We start from the raw sequence: 20,493 nt of genomic DNA, 5'->3' as shown, positions 1-20,493 counted from the left end.
CCTCCTGGGAAGATCGTCACCCGGTTACCACGTAGCCGGCGGCGGAACGGTTCACTCCGCCCCGGCGAGCAGGTCGACGTGCCCAACCACGGCGCCCAGCCGGCCCGCCCCGGCCTCGGCCAGCCGTCGCCCCCGGTACGCCCGGGCCGGCCCGGCCAGCTCCGGGCGCTGCTGCACCGCGGCGTCCAGCCAGCCGGTGAACCACTCGGCGGTCAGCGCGGACCGTTCCGGGCCGAGCCGCCACGGGCTGGGCCGCACGGTCACCTCGACGCCGTGCCGGCGGAACGCGGCCACCGCGTGGTCGGCGGCGTCCGGCCCGAGCAGCGTCCGGCCGCGGGTGCTGCGCCGCTGGTGGTCGTCGAAGCCGGCGGCCACCTCGGCGTCCAGCGGATCGGCCGGGTCGAGGGTCGCCCCGCCGGTCACGGTGAGCGCGAACAGCGTCGGACGGGCCGCCCCGGCGCAGGCCGCCACGATCCGGTCGATCTCCTCGGCGGTCAGCATGTCCAGCAGCGCGGACGCGGTGACCAGGTCGGCGCCGGCCAGGTCGGCGGCGGTCAGCCGGGTGATGTCGGCGGTCCGGGTCGCCACGGTCACCGGCGCGCCGCCGGCGTCCCGCGGCGGCTCGGCCCGCGACCGCTCCAGCAGGCCCGGGTCCCGGTCGTAGAGCACCCAGCGCTGCGGGCCGGGCAGCCGGGGGGCCAGCCAGCGGGCCATCGACCCGGTGCCGCTGCCCAGGTCGTGCACCACCAGCGGGCGGTCGGCGGCGAGCCGGTCGCGGAGCCGGTCGACCAGGTCACCGGCGCGGGCGTCGGCGTCGGCGGGCTCGCGCAGCCGCAGCCAGGCGGCGAACGGGTCGGTCGGGTGGTCGGTCATGTCCTCACTCCGTTCAGCACGTCGGCGACGATCGCGGTGGTGGCCGGCCAGCCCGGCAGGGTGTCCCGGCGCTCCCGGGCCGCCTGGCGCAGCCGGTCCCGCAGCCCGGCGTCGTCCAGCCAGCGGCGCAGCGCGCCGGCCAGCGCCCCCGGGTCGTCCGGCGGCACCAGCAGGCCGGGCGGCCGGCCATCGGCGCCCCGGCCGACCGCCTCCGGCACTCCACCCACCGCGCTGGCCAGCACCGGTACGCCCCGGGCCAGCGCCTCGGTGAGCACCATCCCGTACGTCTCCCCCCGGGAGGCGAGCACCAGCAGGTCGGCGGCGGCGTACCCGGCGTCCCGCGCCGGGCCGGTCAGCGGGCCGGGAAGGCGTATCCGGTCGGTCAGCCCGGCGGTGTCGATCCGGCGGCGCAGCGTGGCGACGAAGGCCGGATCGCGGGTGAGCGCGCCCACGCAGTCCAGCGTCCACTCCCGGTCGGCCACCTCGGCCAGCGCGGTCACCAGCACGTCGTGGCCCTTGTGCGGGCCGACCGCCGCGACGCAGAGCAGCCGACCGCCCCCGGCGGTGCCCGCGGCGAGCGGCGCCGGGTCGACCCCCGGCGCCGCGGCGCGCACCCGTTCGGGGCGCAACGGATACCGGGCCAGCAGCCGGTCCCGGGTCCACTCGCTGGTGGTGACCACCGCGGCGGCGCGACCCAGCGCGGCGCCCTCGGCGGCGTCCTCCAGCGCCATGTGCACCAGCACGACCAGCCGCAGCCGGTCCGCCTCCGGCGTCAGCACCTCGGGCACGGTCGAGGCGACCAGCCCGTCTAGCAGCACCGGCGCGCCGTCCGGCAGCCCCGCGAGCAGCCCGGCCAGCCGCGCCCGCGCCGGGCCGTCCGGCCGCGGCCAGTCCCCGGGTACGCCGTGCTCGCGCACCGTCCAGCCGGTCGCGGCGAGGCCGGCGCAGACCCGCCGGTCGTAGCTGTTGCCGCCGCTCGGGGTCGCCGGGTCGTCGATGTCGCCGGGCAGGACGACGTGCACCGCCGGCACGGGCTACAGCGACCGTTCGTAGCTGGCCCAGGCGATGTGCGACTCGTGCAGCGTCACGGTGATCCCGGCCAGCTCCCGGGCGCCCTCACCCAGCCCACCGGCGTGCACCCGCTCGGCCAGCCGGTCGGCGATCGCCCGGCAGAGCACCTCGGTGGTGGTGTTCTGCCCGGCGAACGCCGGGTCCTCGTCGAGGTTGCGGTAGGTCAGCCCGCCCAGCACCGCCCGCAGCTCCTCGGTGGCCCGGCCGATGTCGACCACGATGCCATCGGCGTCCAGGTCGGCCCGGCGGAACGTCGCGTCCACCACGAACGTCGCGCCGTGCAGCGCCTGCGCCGGCCCGAACACCTCCCCCCGGAAGCTGTGCGCGATCATGATGTGGTCCCGTACGGTCACGCTGAACACGGCGTCACTCCCCGTCGTAGCTGATCAGGTGGCAGAGGGCGGGCAGTCGGCCCGCGGCGAGCCGGTCGAGCACGTCCGGCAGCTCGGCGAAGCGGGACTCCCCGGTCAGCAGCGCGTCGAACACCGGGTCGGCGAGCAGCTCCAGGGCCAGCGCCAGCCGGTCGGCGTAGGAGCGCCGGGACGCCCGGGCGGGGGAGACTGTGCCGACCTGGCTGGCCCGGATGGTCAACCGGCCGGAGTGGAACGACCCGCCCAGCGCCAGCCGCACCTCGCGGTCGCCGTACCAGCTCAGCTCGACCACGGTGCCCTCGGGCGCGAGCAGCTCCAGGGAGCGCTGCAGGCCGGCGTCGGTGGCGCTGGCGTGCACCACCAGGTCCCGTCCGCCGGTCGCCGCGTCCGGCGCCGCGAAGTCGACCCCGAGCGCGGCGGCGACCCGCGCCTTCGCCGGGTCCGCGTCCACCAGCTCGACGCGTACCCCGGGGAAGCGGGCCAGCAGGGCGGCGACGCAGCAGCCGACCATGCCACCGCCGACCACGCTCACCCGGTCGCCGACCAGCGGGGCGGCGTCCCACAGCGCGTTGACCGCGGTCTCCACCGTGCCGGCCAGCACCGCCCGCCGCGCCGGCACGCCCTCGGGCACCGGGGTCACCGCCGAGGCCGGCACCACGTACGCGCTCTGGTGCGGGTACAGGCAGAAGACCGTACGCCCGAGCAGCGCCGCCGGGCCCGCCTCGACCACCCCGACGTTGAGGTAGCCGTACTTGACCGGGGCGGGGAAGTCGCCCTCCTGGAACGGGGCGCGCATCGCCGCGTACTGGTCGCGCGGTACGCCGCCGGTGAACACCAGCGTCTCGGTGCCCCGGCTCACCCCGGAGTGCAGTGTCCGGACCAGCACCTCGTCCGGGCCCGGCTCGGGCAGCGTCACCGGCCGCAGCTCGGCCTGCCCGGGGGAGCGGAGCCAGCAGGCGCGGGCGGCGCGTACCACGGCTTCTCCTCCATCTCGCGGCGGAGCCGAACCGAACGGCCGTCCGGTCCGTGTTTCCTGTCGAGGCCGTCGATCATAACCACGGAGGCGCGGTGTCCAGGGTTCGAACGGGTCCGGTGATCGGGCTGGGCGCGCAGATCGTGCTGCTGGCCGGCCTGGCCACGACGGTCGGGTTGGACGCCGCCGGGTGGCTGGCCGGCGTCGGGTACGGCGTGGTGCTCTGTGCGGCGCTCACCCGCGGGCTGCGCCGACGCGACCGGGCCGGGTCCACGGTGGCCGGGCACCCGGTCGAAGGGGACCGGTCGGCCCGCGCCCCCGGCGCGGACCGGTCGGGTCCAGGGTGGGCCGAGGCTGCCGACCGGCCGGCCGCGGCCCGCCGCTCCCGCGCGTGCGGGCTGGGGCCGGCCGACCGGGTGACGCTGGCCCGGGCGGTGCTGGTCGGCGGGGTGACCGCGCTGGTGGTCGACGCGGTCGCCGGCCCGGCGCCGCTGCGGGTGCTGGTGCCGCTGGCCGCGGTGGCGCTCGCGCTGGACGCGGTGGACGGCCTGGTGGCCCGGCGCACCGGCACGGCCAGCGCGCTCGGCGCGCGGTTCGACATGGAGGTCGACGCGTTCCTGATCCTGGTGCTCAGCGTCCAGGTGGCGCCGGCAACCGGCGGCTGGGTGCTGGCGATCGGGGCGATGCGGTACGGGTACGTGGCGGCCGGTCGGGTGCTGCCGTGGCTGCGCGGCGGCCTGCCGGCCCGGTACTGGCGCAAGGTGGTGGCCGCCGCGCAGGGCGTGCTGCTGCTCACCGCGGCCGCGGACGTGCTGCCGCCCGGCGCCGCCACGGTGCTGGTGGCGGTCGCGCTGGCGCTGCTGGTGGAGTCGTTCGGCCACGACGTGGGCTGGCTCTGGTGGCACCGCCCGGCCCGGGCCCTGCCGCCCGCCGCTGCGGTCCCGGCCGCCGCGGCCCGGCCGGCGCCCGACGGTGCCGTGGCCACCGCGATGCCGGCCGCTGAGGGCCGGCCGGCCCGAGCCGCGTCGACGGCGCCCGGGCGGGCGCCGTCGGTGCCGACCGCGCCCGTGCCGGCGTCGCGCGTGCCGGCTGCCTCCGTTCCGGTCTGAGCGGTACCGTCCGCCCGCCGCAGTTCACCCCAGGAAGGGGACCTCGCAGTGTCGCTGCTGTCGCACCTGCGCCGCCGCCCGGCGGTCGCCCCCACCCCGCCCGCCGGGCCGGAACCCGCCGCCCGTCAGCTGGGGCGCGACCGGCTGCGGGCCGGCGTGGCCACCGCGACCACGGCCCTGGCCGGGCTGCTCGTGCTGGCCGTGCTGACCGCCCCCGACCGGTACGACCAGCTGCGCCCGGCCGCCTTCCTGCGCGTACCGGTGGAGGGGTTGGTCGGGGCCGCGGCGCTGCTGGCCCTGCGCGGCCGGGCGCGGCGGGTGGTGGCGGTGCTGGCCGGCGTCACGCTCGGCGCGCTGGCCGTGGTCAAGGTGCTCGACGTGGGCATGTCGGCCAGCCTGGCGCGGCCGTTCGACCTGGTGATCGACTGGGTGCTGCTGGACGACGGGTACGGCTTCGTCCGCGACTCGGTGGGTCGGGCCGGCGCGGTGGGCGCGTCGGTGGCGCTGGTCGGCCTGGTCGTCGCGCTGCTCGCGGCGACCACCCGCTCGGTGCTGCGACTGACCCGGGTGGCGGCCCGGCACGACCGGGCGACCGTCCGGGTGGTGGCCGGCCTGACCGCGCTCTGGGTGGTCGGCGCGGCGTTCGGGGTGCCGGTCGCCGACTCGTCCACCTCCGCGCTGGTGCGGCAGCACGTCGTCGCGCTCGGCGCCGGGCTGCGCGACGCCGACGCCTTCGCCGCCCAGGTGGGCGCCGACGCCTTCCGGGACACCCCGGGCGACCAGCTGCTCACCGGGCTGCGCGGCAAGGACGTGGTGCTGGCGTTCGTGGAGAGCTACGGCCGGTCCGCGGTCGAGGACCCGGGGCTCGCGCCGCAGGTCGACGCGGTGCTGGACGGCGGGACCCGCCGGTTGGCCGCCGCCGGGTTCGCCGCCCGCAGCGGCTTCCTCACCTCGCCGACCGCCGGTGGCGGCAGCTGGCTGGCCCACGACACCCTGCTGTCCGGGGTCTGGGTCGACAACCAGCAGCGACACACGGACCTGCTGGCCGGTGACCGGCTCACCCTGAACGGGGCGTTCCGGCGGGCCGGCTGGCAGACCGTCGGGGTGATGCCCGCGGCGACCCAGCCGTGGCCGGAGAAGACGTTCTTCGGCTTCGACCGCTACCACGACGCGGCCGGGCTCGACTATCGCGGGCCGGCGTTCAGCTACGCCCCGATGCCGGACCAGTACACCCTGGCCACCTTCCAGCGCCGGGAGCGCGCGGTGCCTGGCCACGCCCCGCTGATGGCGGAGATCCCGCTGATCTCCAGCCACTCGCCCTGGGCGGCGATCCCCCGACTGCTCGACTGGGACCGGGTCGGCGACGGCGCGATCTACCACCGGCCGACCTCGGTGGCGGCGAACCCGAAGGACGTGGTCGGGCGCGACACCGCCCAGGTACGCGAGGGCTACCGCCGGTCGATCGAGTACTCGCTGAACACGCTGATCTCCTATTTGGAGACCTACGGCGACGACGACCTGGTGCTGGTCTTCCTCGGCGATCACCAGCCCGCCCCGGTGGTGACCGGGGAGCACGCCGGCCGGGACGTGCCGATCACCATCGTCGCCCGCGACCCGGCGGTGCTGGCCCGGGTGGACGGTTGGGGCTGGCAGCCGGGCCTGCGCCCCGGGCCGGACGCCCCGGTCTGGCGGATGGACACGTTCCGGGACCGGTTCCTCACCGCGTTCGGCCCCGCCCGCTCGCCCGCCCGGGCGGCGCCGCCCGGGCCCCGCTGAACGCCCGCCGGGCCCGCTGAACGTCGGCCCGGGCGCCGGTCACCGTGTCGCCCGTCGTGGCCGGAGCCACGGCCCGCCCCGCTCGGCTCAGCTCCGCAGCGACCGGCGGGCGACCGTCCGCAACAGCGCGTGTCGATCGTCCGCCCCGTCGCGTCGCCAGGCCAGCGCCAGGGTGGCCGGCCCGGCGTCGGCGAGCGGCACGAACGCCACCCCGGGTGTGCCGGCGGTGCGGGCCAGCAGCTCCGGGACCGGGCAGCAGCCCACCCCGTGAGCCACCGCGGAGAGCAGGGCGGCGACGTCGCGCACCGGCGGTACGTCGGCGATCGGCGGTGTGGGCACCAGCCGCCAGCTCGCCTCGAACAGCGGGTCGGTGCCGGGCGGCAGCGGTACCTGGGGCGCAGCGGTCAGGTCGGCCACCCGTAACGCGCCGCGGGTGGCCAGCGGGTGCCGGGCGGGCACGGCGAGCAGCCGGGGGAAGTCCCGCAACGGTTCGACGTGCAGGCCGGCCAGGGTGGTGGCGGTGTACGGCGGCCACAGGTAGGCGGCGTCGGCCTCGCCGTCGCGCACCATCCGCACGTGCGCCTCGAACGGCACCCCGGTCAACGTGACGGTCAGCTCCGGCGCCCGGTGTCGCAGCGCGACGAGCACCCCGGCCTTCATCTCTTCCACCGCGGCGGCCAGGGTGGTGATCGCCAGGCGGCGGGACGGGCCGGCGGCGGCCGCCCGCGCCTCGGCGACCGCCTCCTGGGCGGCGGCCAGCAGCCGGCGGGCGTGACCGAGGAAGACCTGTCCCGCCGCGGTGAGCCGGACCTGCCGCCGGGACCGGTCGAACAGGTCCACGCCGATCTCGTCCTCGAGCCCCCGGATCCGGGCGGAGAGCGACGGTTGGGCGAGCCCCAGCTCCTCGGCCGCGCGGGTGAAGCTCATCAGGTCGGCGGCGGTGACGAAGGCACGCACCCGGTCGAGGTCCACCGGCCCAATCTAGTGACCCGGAGCACGGGCCGACGGGGTGGCCACGCTGGTGGCCAGGCTCGATCGGCCCGCACTATCGGTGGGGGAGGAGTTGTCTCTTGGACGCCGACCGCGCGGGCGGCGCATGGTGGCCTCGTGGACACCACCATTGTCATCTACGGCGCCACCGGGTACATCGGCCGACTCTGCGCCCGAGAGGCGGTGGAGCGCGGGCTGCACCCGCTGCTCGCCGGCCGGGACCGGGCCCGGCTCGCCGCCGTCGGCGAGGCTCTCTCCCTGCCGGTACGGGTCGCGGAGCTCGACGATCCGGCCGGCCTGGACCGGCTGCTCGACGGCGCGGCGGTCCTGCTGAACGCCGCCGGCCCGTTCGTGACGACGCAGCCGCCACTGCTCGACGCGTGCCTGCGTACCGGCACCCACTACCTGGACCTGTCGGGTGAGGCGCCCGAGTTCCTCACCGCGTGGGGGCGGGACGCCGACTGCCGGGCGGCAGGGGTGATGGCCATGCCGGGAGTCGGTTTCGGAGTGGTGCCCACCGACGCGATGGCGGTCCACCTGGCCCGCCGGCTGCCCGGTGCCCGGCGGTTGGAACTCTCCTTCGTCACCCGCGGCGGGCTCTCCCGGGGCACGGTCGGCACCCTGCTGGCCGGACTGCCGACCGAGGGCGTCCAGCGGCGGAACGGCCGGCTGGTCCCGACCCGCGCCGGGGCCGAACGCCGCCGGATCACCCACGAGGGCACGACCAGCACGGTGGTCACCAACCCGTGGCGGGCGGACGTCGTCTCCGCGGGCCTCTCCACCGGCATCCCGGACATCGCCACGTTCTTCGCGGCGCCCCCGCCCGTCCGCGCCCTGCTGCGCCTGGGATATCCGCTGCGCGGCCTGCTCACCCGCGGCGTGTCGGTGCGGGCTCGGGACGCGCTGCTTCGGCGACTCCCCGCCGGGCCGACCGACGCCCAACTCGCCGACGGTGCCAGCCTCGTCCACGGGGTGGTGACCGACGACCAGGGGCGCCGGGCCGAGGCGGTGCTGGAGGGGCCGGAGCCGTACCTGTGGACCGCCCGGACCGCGGCCGAGGTGTCGGCGCGTACCGCGGCGGGGGTCACCGAACCGGGCTACCGCACCCCGGCCCAGGTGCACGGGCCGCAGGTGGCGCTGACCGGGCCGGATGTGCGACTGCGGGACGTCAGGTGACCGGGCCGCGCTGGCCGGTGGGCCTCGATCCGGTCGACACGCCGGTGTACGTGCGCAACGAGTTGGTGGTGCCGCTGCCCGCCGAGCGGGTCTGGGCGCGCCTCGTCGCGGCTGCCGACTGGCCGACCTGGTACGCCTCCGCGAGCCGGGTGGCGCTGCCCGACGGGGACGACCGGCTCGGTCCCGGCACCGGGTTCCGTTGGGTCACGTTGGGTGTGCGGGTGACGTGCGTGGTCGACCGCTGGGAGCCGCACCGGGTGCTGGGCTGGACCGGGCGTGCCGTCGGTGGGCGTGGCCACCACCGTTGGCTGTTGAGCCCGGTGCCCGGTGGCACCCGGGTGGTGACCGAGGAGACGCAGGCCGGCCCGCTGCCGTCCGCCGGCCGGTGGTGGCTGCGGGCGGCCCTGCTGAGCCGGCACCAGCGGTGGCTGGAGGGCATCGGAGGCTGACCGGGGCCTCGTCCGGGCCGCGGGGCGCCCTCAGCCCGCCGGGGCAGGGGTCGGCAGGCCGAGCGCCTCGTCGACCCGGCCGAGCACGGCGGCGTCGTCCGTGCCGATCCCGCGCATCAGGTCGATGGCGGTGGCCCGGATCTGGCCGACGATCATCACCACCGGCAGCGGCGGGTCGGTGCGCAGCAGCCCGGCGGCGATCCGGACCGCCTCCAGGGCGGCGGCGTCGGCCCGGTCGGCGTGCTCGGCCGCGTCGTCCCGCCCGCGTACGCCGGTGGAGAGCGCGTCGGCGGCGGCCCGGACGGCCTTGCGCAGCGCCCGCACCGCGTCGTTCAGCTCGGGCGGCGCCGCGGTGTGCAGCCGGGTGAGCGTCACCCCGTTGCGGGCCAGCACCCGGATGTTGCGGGCCGCGTAGTCCAGCTGCCGGCAGGTGGCCTCCACCTCGCCGATCTGGCCGAGGTGCCGGCGCATCCGGATCCGCAGCCGCAGCGACTCGCCGCACGCCTCCACGGCACAGCGCAGCCGCTCCACGCAGTCGTCAAGCTCGCGGGCCCGTTCCAGGGTGTCGCGCATCTCCCGCTCGTCGCACCGGGCCAGCGCGTCGTCGATCCGGCCGAGCAGGTCGGCCAGGTCGGCGTACGTCTGCCGGGCCTGCGCCACCAGCGGGGCGAGCGGGTCGCGGGCGACCATCAGCTGGCTCGCGGCCAGCGCCACCGCCCCGCCGATCAGCGCGTCGACGAACCGGAACTGCATCGGCGCGCCCTTCGGCGCGGCCACCGCCACCAGGTAGAGCGCGGAGATCGCCGCCTGCACGGTGAGCGTGCTGCTAGCCCCCAGGGTCAGCATCACGCCGATGGTCAGCAGCAGCACCAGGAACACGGTGCCGGTGCCCAGCTCCAGCGAGTGCAGCGCCACCTCGGCGGCGAGCACGCCGGCGGCCACGCCGAGCACCATCTCCACGGTCTGCCGCAGCCGCTGGCCGCGCGCCTCGCCCAGCACGATCAGCGCGGCGCTGGGCGCGAAGAACGGGTCGGGGTGGCCGATGAGTTGCGCGGCCACGATCCAGGCGATGGTCGCGGCGGTCGCCGCCTCCAGCGCCGGGATCGCACCCCGGCGCAGCCGGCCCCCGGCCGATCGGATCCTGTCCCGCACGTCGTACCGCCCCCGTGTCCGCTGCCCGTCCCGGCCGCGTCGTGATCAACACGGCCCGGTCGGAGCCGGTACCCGGCGGGAAGGCCCTGGTAAACCCGGCGGCGCGGCATCCCGGCCGCGGCCGTCGACGTGGCCGCCGGGTGGGGTGGTCAGGTGGCGGGTGGGCGCTCAGGCGGCGGTGCGGGAGCGGCGGTTCGGCACGGCGCGCTGCGGCTCCTGCCATCGGTCGTCGCGGCCGGGCTGCTCGGTGCGGCCGGGCTGCTGGGCCGGCTGCTCGGGCTCGGCGCCGGAGAGGGCGAGCGCGCGCTGCGCCTTGCGGTAGGGGGCGCAGGGCCACTCCTGGTGGTGGCAGAACAGGTTGTCGCAGTGCTGCCCGGTCTCGTCCGGCTGGTGGGCCTCGACCACCGCCGTGGCGAGCCGCCACAGGGCCGTGTCGGTCACCCCCGCGGGCGCTGTTCGCAGCTGTGGCCGGTCGGTCTCGGACATGGTTCCCCCCTTGGTGGATTCCGGGGAAACGTCTCCGGTGACGGCCGGGGCTAAACCTCCCGCATCCAGTGGGCACCGCCACCGGGAGGGTTCGCGCCGGTCCGGGCCGGTGTGACCGACGCCGCAGCGGCCTTGCCTATGCAACGAGTTGCATAGCAGGATGCCGGTCGTGGCCCTCGAACACGCGATCCTGGTCTCCCTGCTGGAGCGACCGGCGTCCGGCTACGAGTTGGCCCACCGCTTCGACCGTTCCATCGGTCGCTTCTGGACGGCCACCCACCAGCAGATCTACCGCGTGCTCAAGCGGATGGAGGCGGACGGCTGGGTGACCGCCGAGCAGGTCGGCCAGGACGGTCGCCCCGACAAGCGGTGCTGGTCGGCCGCCCCGGCCGGGCGGGCGGAGCTCGCCGACTGGCTGCGCGCCCCGGTCCAGCCGGAGGCGGTCCGGCACGAGCTGGCCGTGAAGATCCGCGGCGCCGCCTTCACCGACCGGGCCGGGCGGGCCGCCCTGATCACCGAGGTCGAGCGCTACCGCGCCGACCACGAGGCCGTCCTCGCCGGCTACCTCGCCGGCGAACGCCGGGACTTCCCCGGGCCCGTCGCCCCGGACGCCCGCGCGGCCCTGCAGCACGTCGTGCTGCGCGGTGGCATCGGGTACGAGCGGATGGTGCTGGCCTGGCTCGACGACGTGCTGACCACCCTGCGTGACCTGGACCGCTGACCACCACCTGAGGAGGAACCGATGGCCGACTCGCCGCTGCTCGACCCGCACACCTACGACCCCACCCACCTGGACGACGAGTCCCGCCGGCTGCTGCGCGCCACCGTCGACTGGTTCGAGACCCGGGGCAAGCGGGCCCTGGTGGCCAGCTACAACGACCACACCTGGTACGCCGACTTCCTCGACTTCGCCGCGTCCAGCGGGCTGTTCGCCACCTTCCTCACCCCGGCCGCGGACGCCGACGGCGACCCGGCCAAGCGCTGGGACACCGCCCGCAACGCCGCGCTCAGCGAGGTGCTCGGCTTCTACGGCCTCGGCTACTGGTACACCTGGCAGGTCACCGTGCTCGGCCTCGGCCCGGTCTGGCAGAGCGACAACGCCGCCGCCCGGGCCCGCGCCGCCGCGCTGCTCGACGAGGGCCACGTGATGGCGTTCGGCCTCTCCGAGCGCGCCCACGGCGCCGACATCTACTCCACCGACCTGCTGCTCACCCCGGACGGCGACGGCGGTTTCCGGGCCACCGGCGGCAAGTACTACATCGGCAACGGCAACGTCGCCGGGCTGGTCTCGGTCTTCGGCCGGCGCGCCGACGTCGAAGGCCCCGACGGGTACGTGTTCTTCGCCGCCGACAGCCGGCACCCCGCGTACCGGCTGGTGCGCAACGTGGTGAACGCCCAGATGTACGTCAGCGAGTTCCACCTCGACGACTACCCGGTGCGCGCCGAGGACGTGCTGCACACCGGGCGGGCCGCCTTCGACGCCGCGCTGAACACCGTCAACGTCGGCAAGTTCAACCTCTGCACCGCCAGCATCGGCATCTGCGAGCACGCCATGTACGAGGCGGTCACCCACGCCCACAACCGGGTGCTCTACGGCCGCCGGGTCACCGACTTCCCGCACGTCCGCCGGGAGCTGGCCGACGCGTACGCCCGGCTGGTGGCGATGAAGCTGTTCAGCGACCGGGCGGTCGACTACTTCCGCTCGGCCGGCCCGGACGACCGCCGGTACCTGCTGTTCAACCCGATGACCAAGATGAAGGTGACCACCGAGGGCGAGAAGGTCGTCGACCTGCTCTGGGACGTGATCGCCGCGAAGGGCTTCGAGGCGGACACCTACTTCGACAAGGCCGCCCGGGACATCCGCGGCCTGCCGAAGCTCGAGGGCACCGTGCACGTCAACCTGGCGCTGATCCTGAAGTTCATGGCGAACTACCTGTTCTCTCCGGCCGAGTTCCCGCCGGTGCCCACCCGGCACGACGCGGCCGACGACGAGTTCCTGTTCCGGCAGGGCCCGGCCCGCGGCCTCGGCGCGATCCGCTTCCACGACTGGCGGGCCGCGTACGACGCGCACGCCGGCGTGCCGAACGTGGCCCGGTTCCGGGAGCAGGCCGACGGGCTGGTCGGGCTGCTCGCCGCGCACGCCCCGACCGAGGAGCAGCAGCGCGACCTGGACTTCCTGCTCGCCCTGGGCCAGCTCTTCGCGCTGGTGGTCTACGGCCAGCTGATCCTGGAGCAGGCCGACCTGACCGGGGTGGACGCCGACCTGCTGGACGAGATCTTCGACATCCTGGTCCGCGACTTCTCCGGCCACGCCACCGAGCTGCACGGCAAGCCGACCGCCACCGACGAGCAGGCCGCCTGGGCGCTCACCCAGGTCCGCCGCCCGGTCGCCGACCCGGCCCGCACCGCGCGCGTCTGGTCCCAGGTGGAGGCGCTCTCCGGCGCGTACGAGATGAACCCCTGACACCCGACCCACCACCCGCCCGGCTGGGGCCGTGCGTCCGCGGTGCCCCGCTCCAAGATCGTGCTCGATCGTGGAAGTAGTGGCCTCGCTCAAATTCCGAGGCCACTACTTCATGGATTGAGCACGATCTTGGTCGCCGGCCGGGCCGATCGCGCCGCCCGCGTCAACCGCGCCTGCCGGGCAGGGCGGCCGGGGCGCGCGGAGCAGGCGGAGCAGGCGCAGCGGGCGGGCGGTGACGGGTGGCACTCCAGGCCGAGGTGAGCAGGGCCAGCGCCGCCACATACGTGGCCATCACCAGCAGCCCGCGACCGGGCAGCTCCAGCCGGGCCGCGCCCACCCCGATCAGCAGGTCGGAGACCAGGAAGAGCGCGCCGCCGACCGCCGCCCGCCGGGACACCCCGGCCGCGGCGGCGGCCATCAGGCTCAGCGCCAGGCTGTAGCCGAGCACCGGCAGCCGCAGGTCACCGAGCTGCCCCCAGAGCAGCGCGTTCGCGCCGGCCCAGAGCGCCAGGTAGCCGGCGAACACTGCCACGGGCGCCCGCCGGTGCCGCAGGAACGCCGCGAGGAAGCAGACCTGGGTGCCGAGGAAGCAGCCCATCCCGACCAGAAACGCGGCCGTGCCGGGCAGCAGCAGCGCCACGTCGCCGGCCGTGGCGAACACCAGGCCCGCCGCCACCGGGTCGAACCGCCGGCGTACGGTCAGCAGTCGCACCAGCAGCAGCGGCGCGATCAGCGGCTTGGCCGCCCACTGCACAACGGGGAGATCGAGCGCCACGCCGACCAGCTCGACGGCGACGACCAGCGCGAAGAGCCAGGGCCAGAACCGCGGCACGCTGCCCGCACCGGGCGGACCGCTCGTCGGCGCCGGTGCCGCCTTCGGGCCGCCACGATCCGTCGCGGCGGCGGACCGCGCCGGGGTGGTCGCGGCGGCCCGCCCGGCCGGGGTCATCCGGCCACCGCCGGGGCGAGCGGCTGCCGTGGCTGCCAGCCGGGCCGGCCGAGCAGGTAGCCGAGCCGCTGTCGCCAGGAGGTGGCCCGGCGCACGTCGGCCCAGATCGCGGCGTACTCGTGGGTGGCCACCCGCAGCGGGTTGTAGGTGGCGATGTTCTTGGTCAAGCCGTACCGGACGGCGGCCCGCTCCGGCGCGAAGCTGCCGAACAGCCGGTCCCAGACGATCAGGATGCCGCCGTAGTTGCGGTCCAGGTACTCCTGATTGGCGCCGTGGTGCACCCGGTGGTGCGACGGGGTGTTGAACACCCACTCGATCGGCCGGGGGAGCCGGTCGACCCGCTCGGTGTGCAGGAAGAACTGGTAGAGCAGGCTGACCGACTGCTGCAGGAAGATCATCCAGGGCGGGATGCCGAGCAGCGCCAGGCCCAGCCAGAACGGCAGCGAGCTCATCGGCGTCCAGCTCTGCCGCAGCGCGGTGGAGAAGTTGAAGAACATGCTGGAGTGGTGCACCACGTGCCCGGCCCAGAACAGGCGTACCTCGTGGTGCGCCCGGTGGAACCAGTAGTACGCCAGGTCGTCGGCGAAGAACAGCAGCACCCAGGTCCACACGCTGGTGGGGGACAGCTGCACCGGCGCCACCGTCCACACGGCTGCGTAGAGCCCGACGGTGAGCAGCTTCCACGGCACACCGATCAGCTGGCTGCCGGCGCCCATGCTCAGGCTGGTGGTGGTGTCGCGCAGCTCGTAGCCGCGTTCGTCGTCGTCCGGCGCGAACCGGTACGACAGCGCCTCGACGACGATGAGCAGCAGGAACGCCGGTACGGCGTAGAGCACGGCGGGGATCATGCTCGGCATTCCCTTCCGGGGGTGGTGGTGGGGGAGGGCAGGTCGGCGGTGAGCAGCGTGTGCGCCTGGGCGGCCGCGTCGTCGCCGCGCCCGTCGGCGATCACCTCGGCCAGTCGGTGGTGCCCGGCCACGTCCAGCAGCTCGGTGGCGCGCCGCTGCGGGGGCACGTCGCCGACCGCCACCGCCCCGGCCACCAGGCTGTTGAACGCCAGCAGGTAGGCGGTGTTGCCGGAGCCGTCCACCACGTGCCGCCAGAACGCGATGTTCGCCGCGCCCATCGCGGGCAGGTCCGGGGCGAGGGCGGCGTAGTCCGCCGCGGCCCGGACGACGGTGCGCCGCAGCTCGGCGGTGGCCCGCTCGGCGCAGAGCCGGGCCGCGTCGACGCCGACGCAGGCCCGCATCTCCATCATGTCCCGCACCAGGTGGTCGACCGGCAGCACGTCGCCGGACTGGGTCAGCGACAGCGCCAGGTCGAGGCCGGCGTGCACCCGCCAGTCGAGCACCCGGGTGGCGCCGCCCTGGCTGACCCGCACCAGGCCGAGCTGTTGCAGCCGGCGCAGCCCCTCGCGGACGGCGTGCCGGTTGACCGCGAACTCGGCGGCCAGCTCCCGCTCGCCGGGCAGCGCCTCGCCCGGCCGGTGGCGGCCGCTGACGATCGCGTCGCGGAGCTGGGCGAAGACGTGGTCGGAGACGGAGCTGCGGGGCGCGGGAACGAAGGCCACGGCAGCAGTGTGGTCCGCGACACATCAACCCGTCAACTGGTTGGACCAGTTTTCCCGTACGACGAAGGGGGTGACCGGAACCGGCCACCCCCTTTCACCGACGGACGTCAGGCCCGGCCGCGCTCCGCCCGGTAGCGGCGGATCAGCGCCGCGGTGGACGAGTCCACGTCGGACAGGTCCGGTGCGTCGCCGGTCAGCTTCGGGGCGAGCTGGTTGGCCATCACCTTGCCCAGCTCCACCCCCCACTGGTCGAACGGGTTGATGTCCCAGATCGCGCCGGCGGTGAACACGATGTGCTCGTACAGGGCGATCAGCTGGCCCAGCGTGGCCGGGGTCAGCTTCGGCGCGATGATCGAGGTGGTCGGGTGGTTGCCCGGCATCACCCGGTGCGGCACCACGTCCGCCGCGGTGCCCTCGGCCTCCACCTGCTCCTTCGTCCGGCCGAACGCCAGCGCGGCGGTCTGCGCGAAGAAGTTCGACATGAACAGGTCGTGCATCTCGCCGAGATCGTGGTTGGGCTGGCTGAACGCGATGAAGTCCGCCGGGATCAGCACGGTGCCCTGGTGGATCAGCTGGTAGAAGGCGTGCTGCCCGTTGGTGCCCGGCTCACCCCAGAAGATCTCGCCGGTCGGGTAGTCCACCGGGGTGCCGTCCAGGGTCACCGACTTGCCGTTGCTCTCCATGGTCAACTGCTGCAGGTAGGCCGGGAACCGGTGCAGGTACTGCGAGTACGGCAGCACCGCGTGGGTCTGCGCGTCGAGGAAGTCGACGTACCAGACGTTCAGCAGGCCCAGCAGCGCCGGCAGGTTGCGCTCCACCGGGGTGGTCCGGAAGTGCTCGTCCACCGCGTGGTAGCCGGCCAGCAGCTCCCGGAACCGGTCCGGCCCGATGGCCAGCATCACCGACAGGCCGACCGCGGACGGCAGCGAGTAGCGACCGCCCACCCAGTCCCAGAAGCCGAACATGTTCTCCGGGTCGATGCCGAAGTCGCGGACCCGCTGCTCGTTGGTGCTCACCGCGACGAAGTGCCTGGCGATCGCCGCGTCGTCCTCCGCGTCCAGCCCGGACAGCAGCCAGGTCTTCGCCTGGTTGGCGTTGGCCAGCGTCTCCTGGGTGGAGAAGGTCTTGGACACCACCACGAACAGGGTGCTCGCCGGGTCCAGGTCGGAGGTCTTGTCGTGGATGTCGGTCGGGTCGATGTTCGACACGAAGCGGCAGGTGATGCCCGCGTCCCGGTACGCCTTCAGCGCCTCGTACGCCATCACCGGCCCCAGGTCGGACCCGCCGATGCCGATGTTGACCACGGTGGTGATCCGCTCGCCGGTGTGCCCGCGCCACTGCCCGGAGCGGACCCGCTGCGCGAAGGCGGCCATCCGGTCCAGCACCCGGTGCACGTCGGCGACCACCTCCTGGCCGTCCACGGTCAGCGTGGCGTCCGCCGGCAGCCGCAGCGCGGTGTGCAGCACCGCGCGGTCCTCGGTGGAGTTGATGTGCCGCCCGGCGAACATCGCGGCGATCCGGTCGGTCAGCCCCACCCGCTCGGCGAGCGCGGTGAGCAGCGTCAGCGTCTCGTCGGTGATCAGGTGCTTGCTGTAGTCGACGTGCAGGTCGGCGACGTCGCCGGTGAGCCGCTCACCCCGGTCGGCGTCGGCGGCGAACAGCTCCCGCAGGTGGGTGCCGCGGATCGTCTCGGCGTGCTTGCGCAGCGCCTGCCATTCCTCGGTGGTGGTCACACTGGCAGCCATCGGGTCGATCTTCTCCTTCACGACGGTGTCGCCGGGCCGCCGCCGGCCGCGGCGGCTCGTCTCCAGCCTGCCACCCCCGGCCGGGCCGCGCGACGCGACGCGGCGGACCGGCCCCGCCGGGTGGCGGGCGACACGCCGTTGCGACACCTGTACGACACGCCGCTCACCAGGAGACGTCAGCCCGTCGCGGACAGTAGGCTCGGTGCTGCCCCCGCCCCCCGGCCCGGGAGGACCCATGGCGACGGTGATCGGCCCCCGGCCCGGTCCGGATCCGCACCCGAGCGATCCCGACGACGAACCGGTCCTCCCCGAGCTGGCCGACGGCCACTGGATGCACCGGGCCACCGAGTTCGCCCACACCAGCTTCCGCGCGGTGGCCCGCCGGCTGCCGCACCTCGTCCGGGAGGCCGTCGCGCTGGCCTGGTCCACCAACCGGCGGGACACCCTCGCCGCGGTGGGCCTCAACCTGGCGGCCGGCGTGATGACCACCCTCGGCCTGCTCGCCACCACCGGGGTGCTGCGCCAACTGTTCGCCAGCGGCCCCACGCCGGACCGGGTCCGCGCCGCGCTGCCCGCGCTGGCGCTGGCCGCGGTCGCGGTCGCCGCCAAGGGCACCCTCACGGTCATCGCCGGCTGGGCCCAGGCCCGGCTGATCCCGCAGATCAACTACGCGGCGGAGCTGCGGCTGTTCCAGGCCACCACCGAGGTCGAGCTGGCCGCCTTCGACGACGCCGGCTTCGCCGAGGAGATGGACCGGGTACGCGACCGGGGCATGGCCGAGGCGGCGTCCATCGTCGACCACACCGTCAACCTGCTCACCGGGGTGGTCGGCGTGCTGGCCACCGCCGCCGCGGTGACCGTGATCCAGCCGCTGCTGCTGCCCTGCCTGCTGCTCGCCGCGGTGCCCGAGGCGGTCACCGCGGTCCGGATGGCCCGCCGGCAGTACCTCGCCATGCTGGCCCGGATCACCCGCCGGCGGCGGATGTGGATGCTCGCCCAGCTGATGGCCAACCGGCACACCGCGGCCGAGGTGCGGGCGTACCAGATGCGCGACTTCCTGCTCGGCGAGTACCAGCGGATGATGACCGTGGAGACCCGGGCCGAGCTGCGGCTGGCCCGGGCGCAGAGCACCACCCGGGCCGTCGGGCTGTCCGTCGGCGGCGTCGCGGCCTTCGGGGTGTACGCCGTCCTCGGCGGCCTGCTGCTGGCCGGCGCGGTGGCGCTGGCCGCCGCGGCGACCGCCCTGCTGGCCCTCCAGTCGGCCCGGACCAGCCTCGGGGTGGCCGTCTTCGCCACCAACAACCTCTACGAGGACGCCCTCTACTACCAGGACTACCGCGACTTTCTCGACCGGGCGCGGGGCCGGATCACCGCCGGGCGGGGCCGGCCCGTCGAGGGCTTCGAGGCGATCGAACTCGACGGGGTCAGCCTGCGCTACCCCGACACCGACACGCCGGCCGTCGACCGGGTCAGCCTGGTGGTGCGCCGCGGCGAGGTGGTCGCGCTGGTCGGCGAGAACGGCTCCGGCAAGACCACCCTGGCCAAGTTGATCGCCGGCCTCTACCGCCCCACCGGCGGCGCCATCCGGTGGGACGGCGTGGACGCCGCCGAGCTGGACCCGGCGCACACCGCCGGGCAGGTCGCCGTGCTCAGCCAGGACTGGTGGCGGTTCCCGTTCACCGCCCGGCAGAACATCCGGATCGGCCGGTACGACCGTCGGCCCGGCCAGCCTGGGCCGAGCGTGCAGGACGCGGCCCGCGCCGCCGCCGCGCACGAGCTGATCACCGGCCTGCCGAACGGGTACGACACGCTCCTCGACCGCGAGTTCAAGGACGGCCACGACCTGTCCGGCGGGCAGTGGCAGCGGCTGGTCGCCGCCCGCGGCCTCTACCGCGACGCCGGCCTGCTGATCTGCGACGAGCCGTCCGCGGCGCTGGACGCCCGGGCCGAACACGCGCTCTTCCAGCAGTTGGGGCGCCGCCCCGACCGGGCGGTCGTGCTGATCACCCACCGGCTGGCCAACGTCCGGCACGCCGACCAGATCCTGGTGCTCGCGCACGGCCGGCTCGTCGAGCACGGCCGCCACGAGGAGCTGATGGCCGCCCGCGGGCTCTACCGGGAACTGTTCGACCTGCAGGCCAGCGGCTACCTCGCCGGCACCGAACCGGGCGCGGGCGCGACCACCGGCCGCTGAGCCGCGCGGGTGGTGGACGGCGGGCGGGTCGCTGCGGCAGGATGCCCGGGATGCTCCCGCCGACCCACCGCCGCGCCGTCGCCGCCGCGCTCACCGCGCTGCTGGTCGCGGGCTGCGGCAGCACCGACCGGTCGACCGCCGCCGCCCCGTCCGCCGCGGCCGCCCCGGCCGCGTCCGTCGGCTCCGGCCCGCCGGTCCGGCCGAGCGGATCGCCCGTCGCGCCGGCGCCCGCCCCCTCCGCCCGGGCCGGTCTGGGCGCCGCGCCGCGTCCGGCGGCGAAGCCCTGCACCGTGCTGCCGGCGGACAACGTCTGGCACGCCGACGTGTCCCGGCTCCCGGTGCACCCGCGGTCGGCAGCGATGGTCGCGGCGATCGGCGCCGACGCGAACGTGCACGCCGACTTCGGCGCCGGCCTCTGGGAGGGCGCGCCGATCGGCATCCCGGTCACCGTCGTGGGCGCCGGGCAGCGCCGGGTCCCGGTCAGCTTCGGCTATGCGGGGGAGAGCGACCCGGGGCCGTACCCGATCCCGCCGGACGCGAAGATCGAGGGCGGCCCGGGCGGCGACGGCGACCGGCACGTCATCGTCTGGGATCGCGCCGCCTGCCGGTCTTACGAGCTGTTCGACGCGCACCCGGCCGGCGCCGGTTGGCGGGCCGGCTCGGGGGCGGTGTTCGACCTGCGCGCCAACCGGCTGCGCCGGGCGGGCTGGACCTCCGCGGACGCCGCGGGCCTGTCCATCCTGGCCGGCCTGGTCCGCTACGACGAGGTGGCCGCCGGGCGGATCGACCACGCGATCCGGGTGACCGTGCCGCGCACCCGCACCGGCTGGACCTGGCCGGCGAGCCACTCGGCCTCGGACGCCACCGACCCGGCGCTGCCACAGCTGGGCCAGCGGCTCCGGCTGAAGCGCACCGTGGACGTCTCTCGGCTGCCCCGGCAGGCCCGGCTTGTCGCGACGGCCATGCAGCGGTACGGCCTGATCGTCGCCGACCACGGCTCGGCCTGGTACGTCTCCGGCGCCCCGGACGACCGGTGGAACAACGACGCCCTGCACGCGCTGGACGGGCTGCGCGGCAGCGACTTCGAGGTGGTCGACGCCGCCGGCCTGATGGTCGACCGCGCCTCCGGCGCCACCCGCTGACCG

The 20,493-nt window shown here is 75.6% G+C and carries 17 protein-coding genes and 1 pseudogene; 7 read left to right on the top strand and 11 right to left on the bottom strand.

From position 1 onward, the window contains the following. Nucleotides 1-51: 51 nt before the first annotated feature. Genes ACFY3U_RS18905 through ACFY3U_RS18890 form a run of 4 tightly spaced genes read right to left on the bottom strand, consistent with a single transcriptional unit; the run spans nucleotide 52 to nucleotide 3,291 of the window. Nucleotides 52-873, bottom strand: coding sequence for a class I SAM-dependent methyltransferase (locus tag ACFY3U_RS18905; protein ID WP_387202974.1), 822 nt, complete (start codon nucleotides 871-873; stop codon nucleotides 52-54). Next, nucleotides 870-1,904: a glycosyltransferase family 4 protein gene (locus ACFY3U_RS18900; RefSeq protein WP_387202971.1), complete on the bottom strand. Its 1,035-nt coding sequence runs from the start codon at nucleotides 1,902-1,904 to the stop codon at nucleotides 870-872. Before ACFY3U_RS18900 ends, ACFY3U_RS18905 begins: the two co-directional genes overlap by 4 nt. A 3-nt stretch (nucleotides 1,905-1,907) precedes the next feature. Then, nucleotides 1,908-2,306, bottom strand: coding sequence for a 6-pyruvoyl tetrahydropterin synthase family protein (locus ACFY3U_RS18895; RefSeq protein ID WP_387202968.1), 399 nt, complete (start codon nucleotides 2,304-2,306; stop codon nucleotides 1,908-1,910). A 4-nt stretch (nucleotides 2,307-2,310) separates the two neighbouring features. Beyond that, nucleotides 2,311-3,291: a dehydrogenase gene (locus ACFY3U_RS18890; protein WP_387202965.1), complete on the bottom strand. Its 981-nt coding sequence runs from the start codon at nucleotides 3,289-3,291 to the stop codon at nucleotides 2,311-2,313. A 92-nt stretch (nucleotides 3,292-3,383) separates the two neighbouring features. Here ACFY3U_RS18890 and ACFY3U_RS18885 point away from each other — a divergent pair. Beyond that, nucleotides 3,384-6,173, top strand: a pseudogene (locus tag ACFY3U_RS18885) (CDP-alcohol phosphatidyltransferase family protein). Nucleotides 6,174-6,260: 87 nt separating this feature from the next. Here the strand turns inward: ACFY3U_RS18885 and ACFY3U_RS18880 are convergent. After that, a complete protein-coding gene (locus ACFY3U_RS18880; protein WP_387202962.1) occupies nucleotides 6,261-7,145 on the bottom strand; it encodes a LysR family transcriptional regulator in 885 nt (294 codons plus the stop codon). Nucleotides 7,146-7,280: 135 nt separating this feature from the next. Here ACFY3U_RS18880 and ACFY3U_RS18875 point away from each other — a divergent pair, with 135 nt between their 5' ends. Next, complete coding sequence (locus tag ACFY3U_RS18875) at nucleotides 7,281-8,339, top strand: saccharopine dehydrogenase family protein (RefSeq protein WP_387202959.1); 1,059 nt, start codon at nucleotides 7,281-7,283, stop codon at nucleotides 8,337-8,339. Then, nucleotides 8,336-8,788: an SRPBCC family protein gene (locus ACFY3U_RS18870; RefSeq protein WP_387202956.1), complete on the top strand. Its 453-nt coding sequence runs from the start codon at nucleotides 8,336-8,338 to the stop codon at nucleotides 8,786-8,788. Before ACFY3U_RS18875 ends, ACFY3U_RS18870 begins: the two co-directional genes overlap by 4 nt. A 30-nt stretch (nucleotides 8,789-8,818) precedes the next feature. On the opposite strand, the gene ACFY3U_RS18865 is transcribed toward ACFY3U_RS18870, so the two are convergent. Continuing rightward, the gene (locus ACFY3U_RS18865) at nucleotides 8,819-9,940 is read right to left on the bottom strand and encodes an aromatic acid exporter family protein (protein ID WP_387202953.1); all 1,122 of its coding nucleotides are present in this window, start codon (nucleotides 9,938-9,940) and stop codon (nucleotides 8,819-8,821) included. A 168-nt stretch (nucleotides 9,941-10,108) separates the two neighbouring features. After that, nucleotides 10,109-10,426 carry a hypothetical protein gene (locus tag ACFY3U_RS18860; protein WP_387202950.1) on the bottom strand — a complete coding sequence of 106 codons (318 nt, stop codon included), beginning with the start codon at nucleotides 10,424-10,426 and terminating at the stop codon, nucleotides 10,109-10,111. 169 nt (nucleotides 10,427-10,595) lie between these two features. On the opposite strand from ACFY3U_RS18860, the gene ACFY3U_RS18855 reads away from it, so the two are divergent. Together ACFY3U_RS18855 and ACFY3U_RS18850 are read left to right on the top strand one after the other, a co-directional pair. After that, nucleotides 10,596-11,147: a PadR family transcriptional regulator gene (locus ACFY3U_RS18855; RefSeq protein WP_387202947.1), complete on the top strand. Its 552-nt coding sequence runs from the start codon at nucleotides 10,596-10,598 to the stop codon at nucleotides 11,145-11,147. A gap of 21 nt (nucleotides 11,148-11,168) precedes the next feature. Next, nucleotides 11,169-12,890: an acyl-CoA dehydrogenase gene (locus ACFY3U_RS18850; protein ID WP_387202944.1), complete on the top strand. Its 1,722-nt coding sequence runs from the start codon at nucleotides 11,169-11,171 to the stop codon at nucleotides 12,888-12,890. A 163-nt stretch (nucleotides 12,891-13,053) separates the two neighbouring features. Here ACFY3U_RS18850 and ACFY3U_RS18845 read toward each other — a convergent pair whose 3' ends face one another. From ACFY3U_RS18845 to pgi, 4 genes are all read right to left on the bottom strand, one after another. Continuing rightward, nucleotides 13,054-13,839, bottom strand: coding sequence for a lysoplasmalogenase (locus tag ACFY3U_RS18845; RefSeq protein WP_387202941.1), 786 nt, complete (start codon nucleotides 13,837-13,839; stop codon nucleotides 13,054-13,056). Beyond that, a complete protein-coding gene (locus tag ACFY3U_RS18840) occupies nucleotides 13,836-14,687 on the bottom strand; it encodes a sterol desaturase family protein (protein WP_387202938.1) in 852 nt (283 codons plus the stop codon). The genes ACFY3U_RS18845 and ACFY3U_RS18840 overlap by 4 nt, the downstream gene beginning before the upstream one ends. Further along, nucleotides 14,684-15,409, bottom strand: coding sequence for a FadR/GntR family transcriptional regulator (locus tag ACFY3U_RS18835; RefSeq protein ID WP_387202935.1), 726 nt, complete (start codon nucleotides 15,407-15,409; stop codon nucleotides 14,684-14,686). The genes ACFY3U_RS18840 and ACFY3U_RS18835 overlap by 4 nt, the downstream gene beginning before the upstream one ends. Nucleotides 15,410-15,516: 107 nt before the next feature. Next, nucleotides 15,517-17,154, bottom strand: coding sequence for a glucose-6-phosphate isomerase (pgi, locus tag ACFY3U_RS18830; protein ID WP_387202932.1), 1,638 nt, complete (start codon nucleotides 17,152-17,154; stop codon nucleotides 15,517-15,519). Nucleotides 17,155-17,389: 235 nt separating this feature from the next. Between pgi and ACFY3U_RS18825 the strand changes: the two genes are divergently transcribed. Together ACFY3U_RS18825 and ACFY3U_RS18820 are read left to right on the top strand one after the other, a co-directional pair. Then, nucleotides 17,390-19,348: an ABC transporter ATP-binding protein gene (locus ACFY3U_RS18825; RefSeq protein ID WP_387202928.1), complete on the top strand. Its 1,959-nt coding sequence runs from the start codon at nucleotides 17,390-17,392 to the stop codon at nucleotides 19,346-19,348. A gap of 50 nt (nucleotides 19,349-19,398) precedes the next feature. Beyond that, on the top strand, nucleotides 19,399-20,490 hold the full coding sequence (locus tag ACFY3U_RS18820; RefSeq protein WP_387202925.1) for a hypothetical protein: 1,092 nt from the start codon (nucleotides 19,399-19,401) through the stop codon (nucleotides 20,488-20,490). Nucleotides 20,491-20,493 lie beyond the last annotated feature (3 nt).

It is taken from the genome of Micromonospora sp. NPDC000089 (assembly GCF_042899365.1).
Classification (GTDB): Bacteria; Actinomycetota; Actinomycetes; order Mycobacteriales; family Micromonosporaceae; genus Micromonospora.
Note: the sequence above shows the minus strand (reverse complement) of the source record. Positions and strands in the feature narration are given on the sequence as shown.

Excerpts from the sequence above, each read along its gene's own strand:
- ACFY3U_RS18825 (WP_387202928.1), top strand. The coding sequence starts at position 17,390 with ATGGCGACGGTGATCGGCCCCCGGCCCGGTCCGGATCCGCACCCGAGC.
- ACFY3U_RS18850 (WP_387202944.1), top strand. The coding sequence starts at position 11,169 with ATGGCCGACTCGCCGCTGCTCGACCCGCACACCTACGACCCCACCCAC.
- ACFY3U_RS18840 (WP_387202938.1), bottom strand. The coding sequence starts at position 14,687 with ATGATCCCCGCCGTGCTCTACGCCGTACCGGCGTTCCTGCTGCTCATC.
- ACFY3U_RS18820 (WP_387202925.1), top strand. The coding sequence starts at position 19,399 with ATGCTCCCGCCGACCCACCGCCGCGCCGTCGCCGCCGCGCTCACCGCG.
- ACFY3U_RS18905 (WP_387202974.1), bottom strand. The coding sequence starts at position 873 with ATGACCGACCACCCGACCGACCCGTTCGCCGCCTGGCTGCGGCTGCGC.
- ACFY3U_RS18845 (WP_387202941.1), bottom strand. The coding sequence starts at position 13,839 with ATGACCCCGGCCGGGCGGGCCGCCGCGACCACCCCGGCGCGGTCCGCC.
- ACFY3U_RS18860 (WP_387202950.1), bottom strand. The coding sequence starts at position 10,426 with ATGTCCGAGACCGACCGGCCACAGCTGCGAACAGCGCCCGCGGGGGTG.
- pgi (WP_387202932.1), bottom strand. The coding sequence starts at position 17,154 with ATGGCTGCCAGTGTGACCACCACCGAGGAATGGCAGGCGCTGCGCAAG.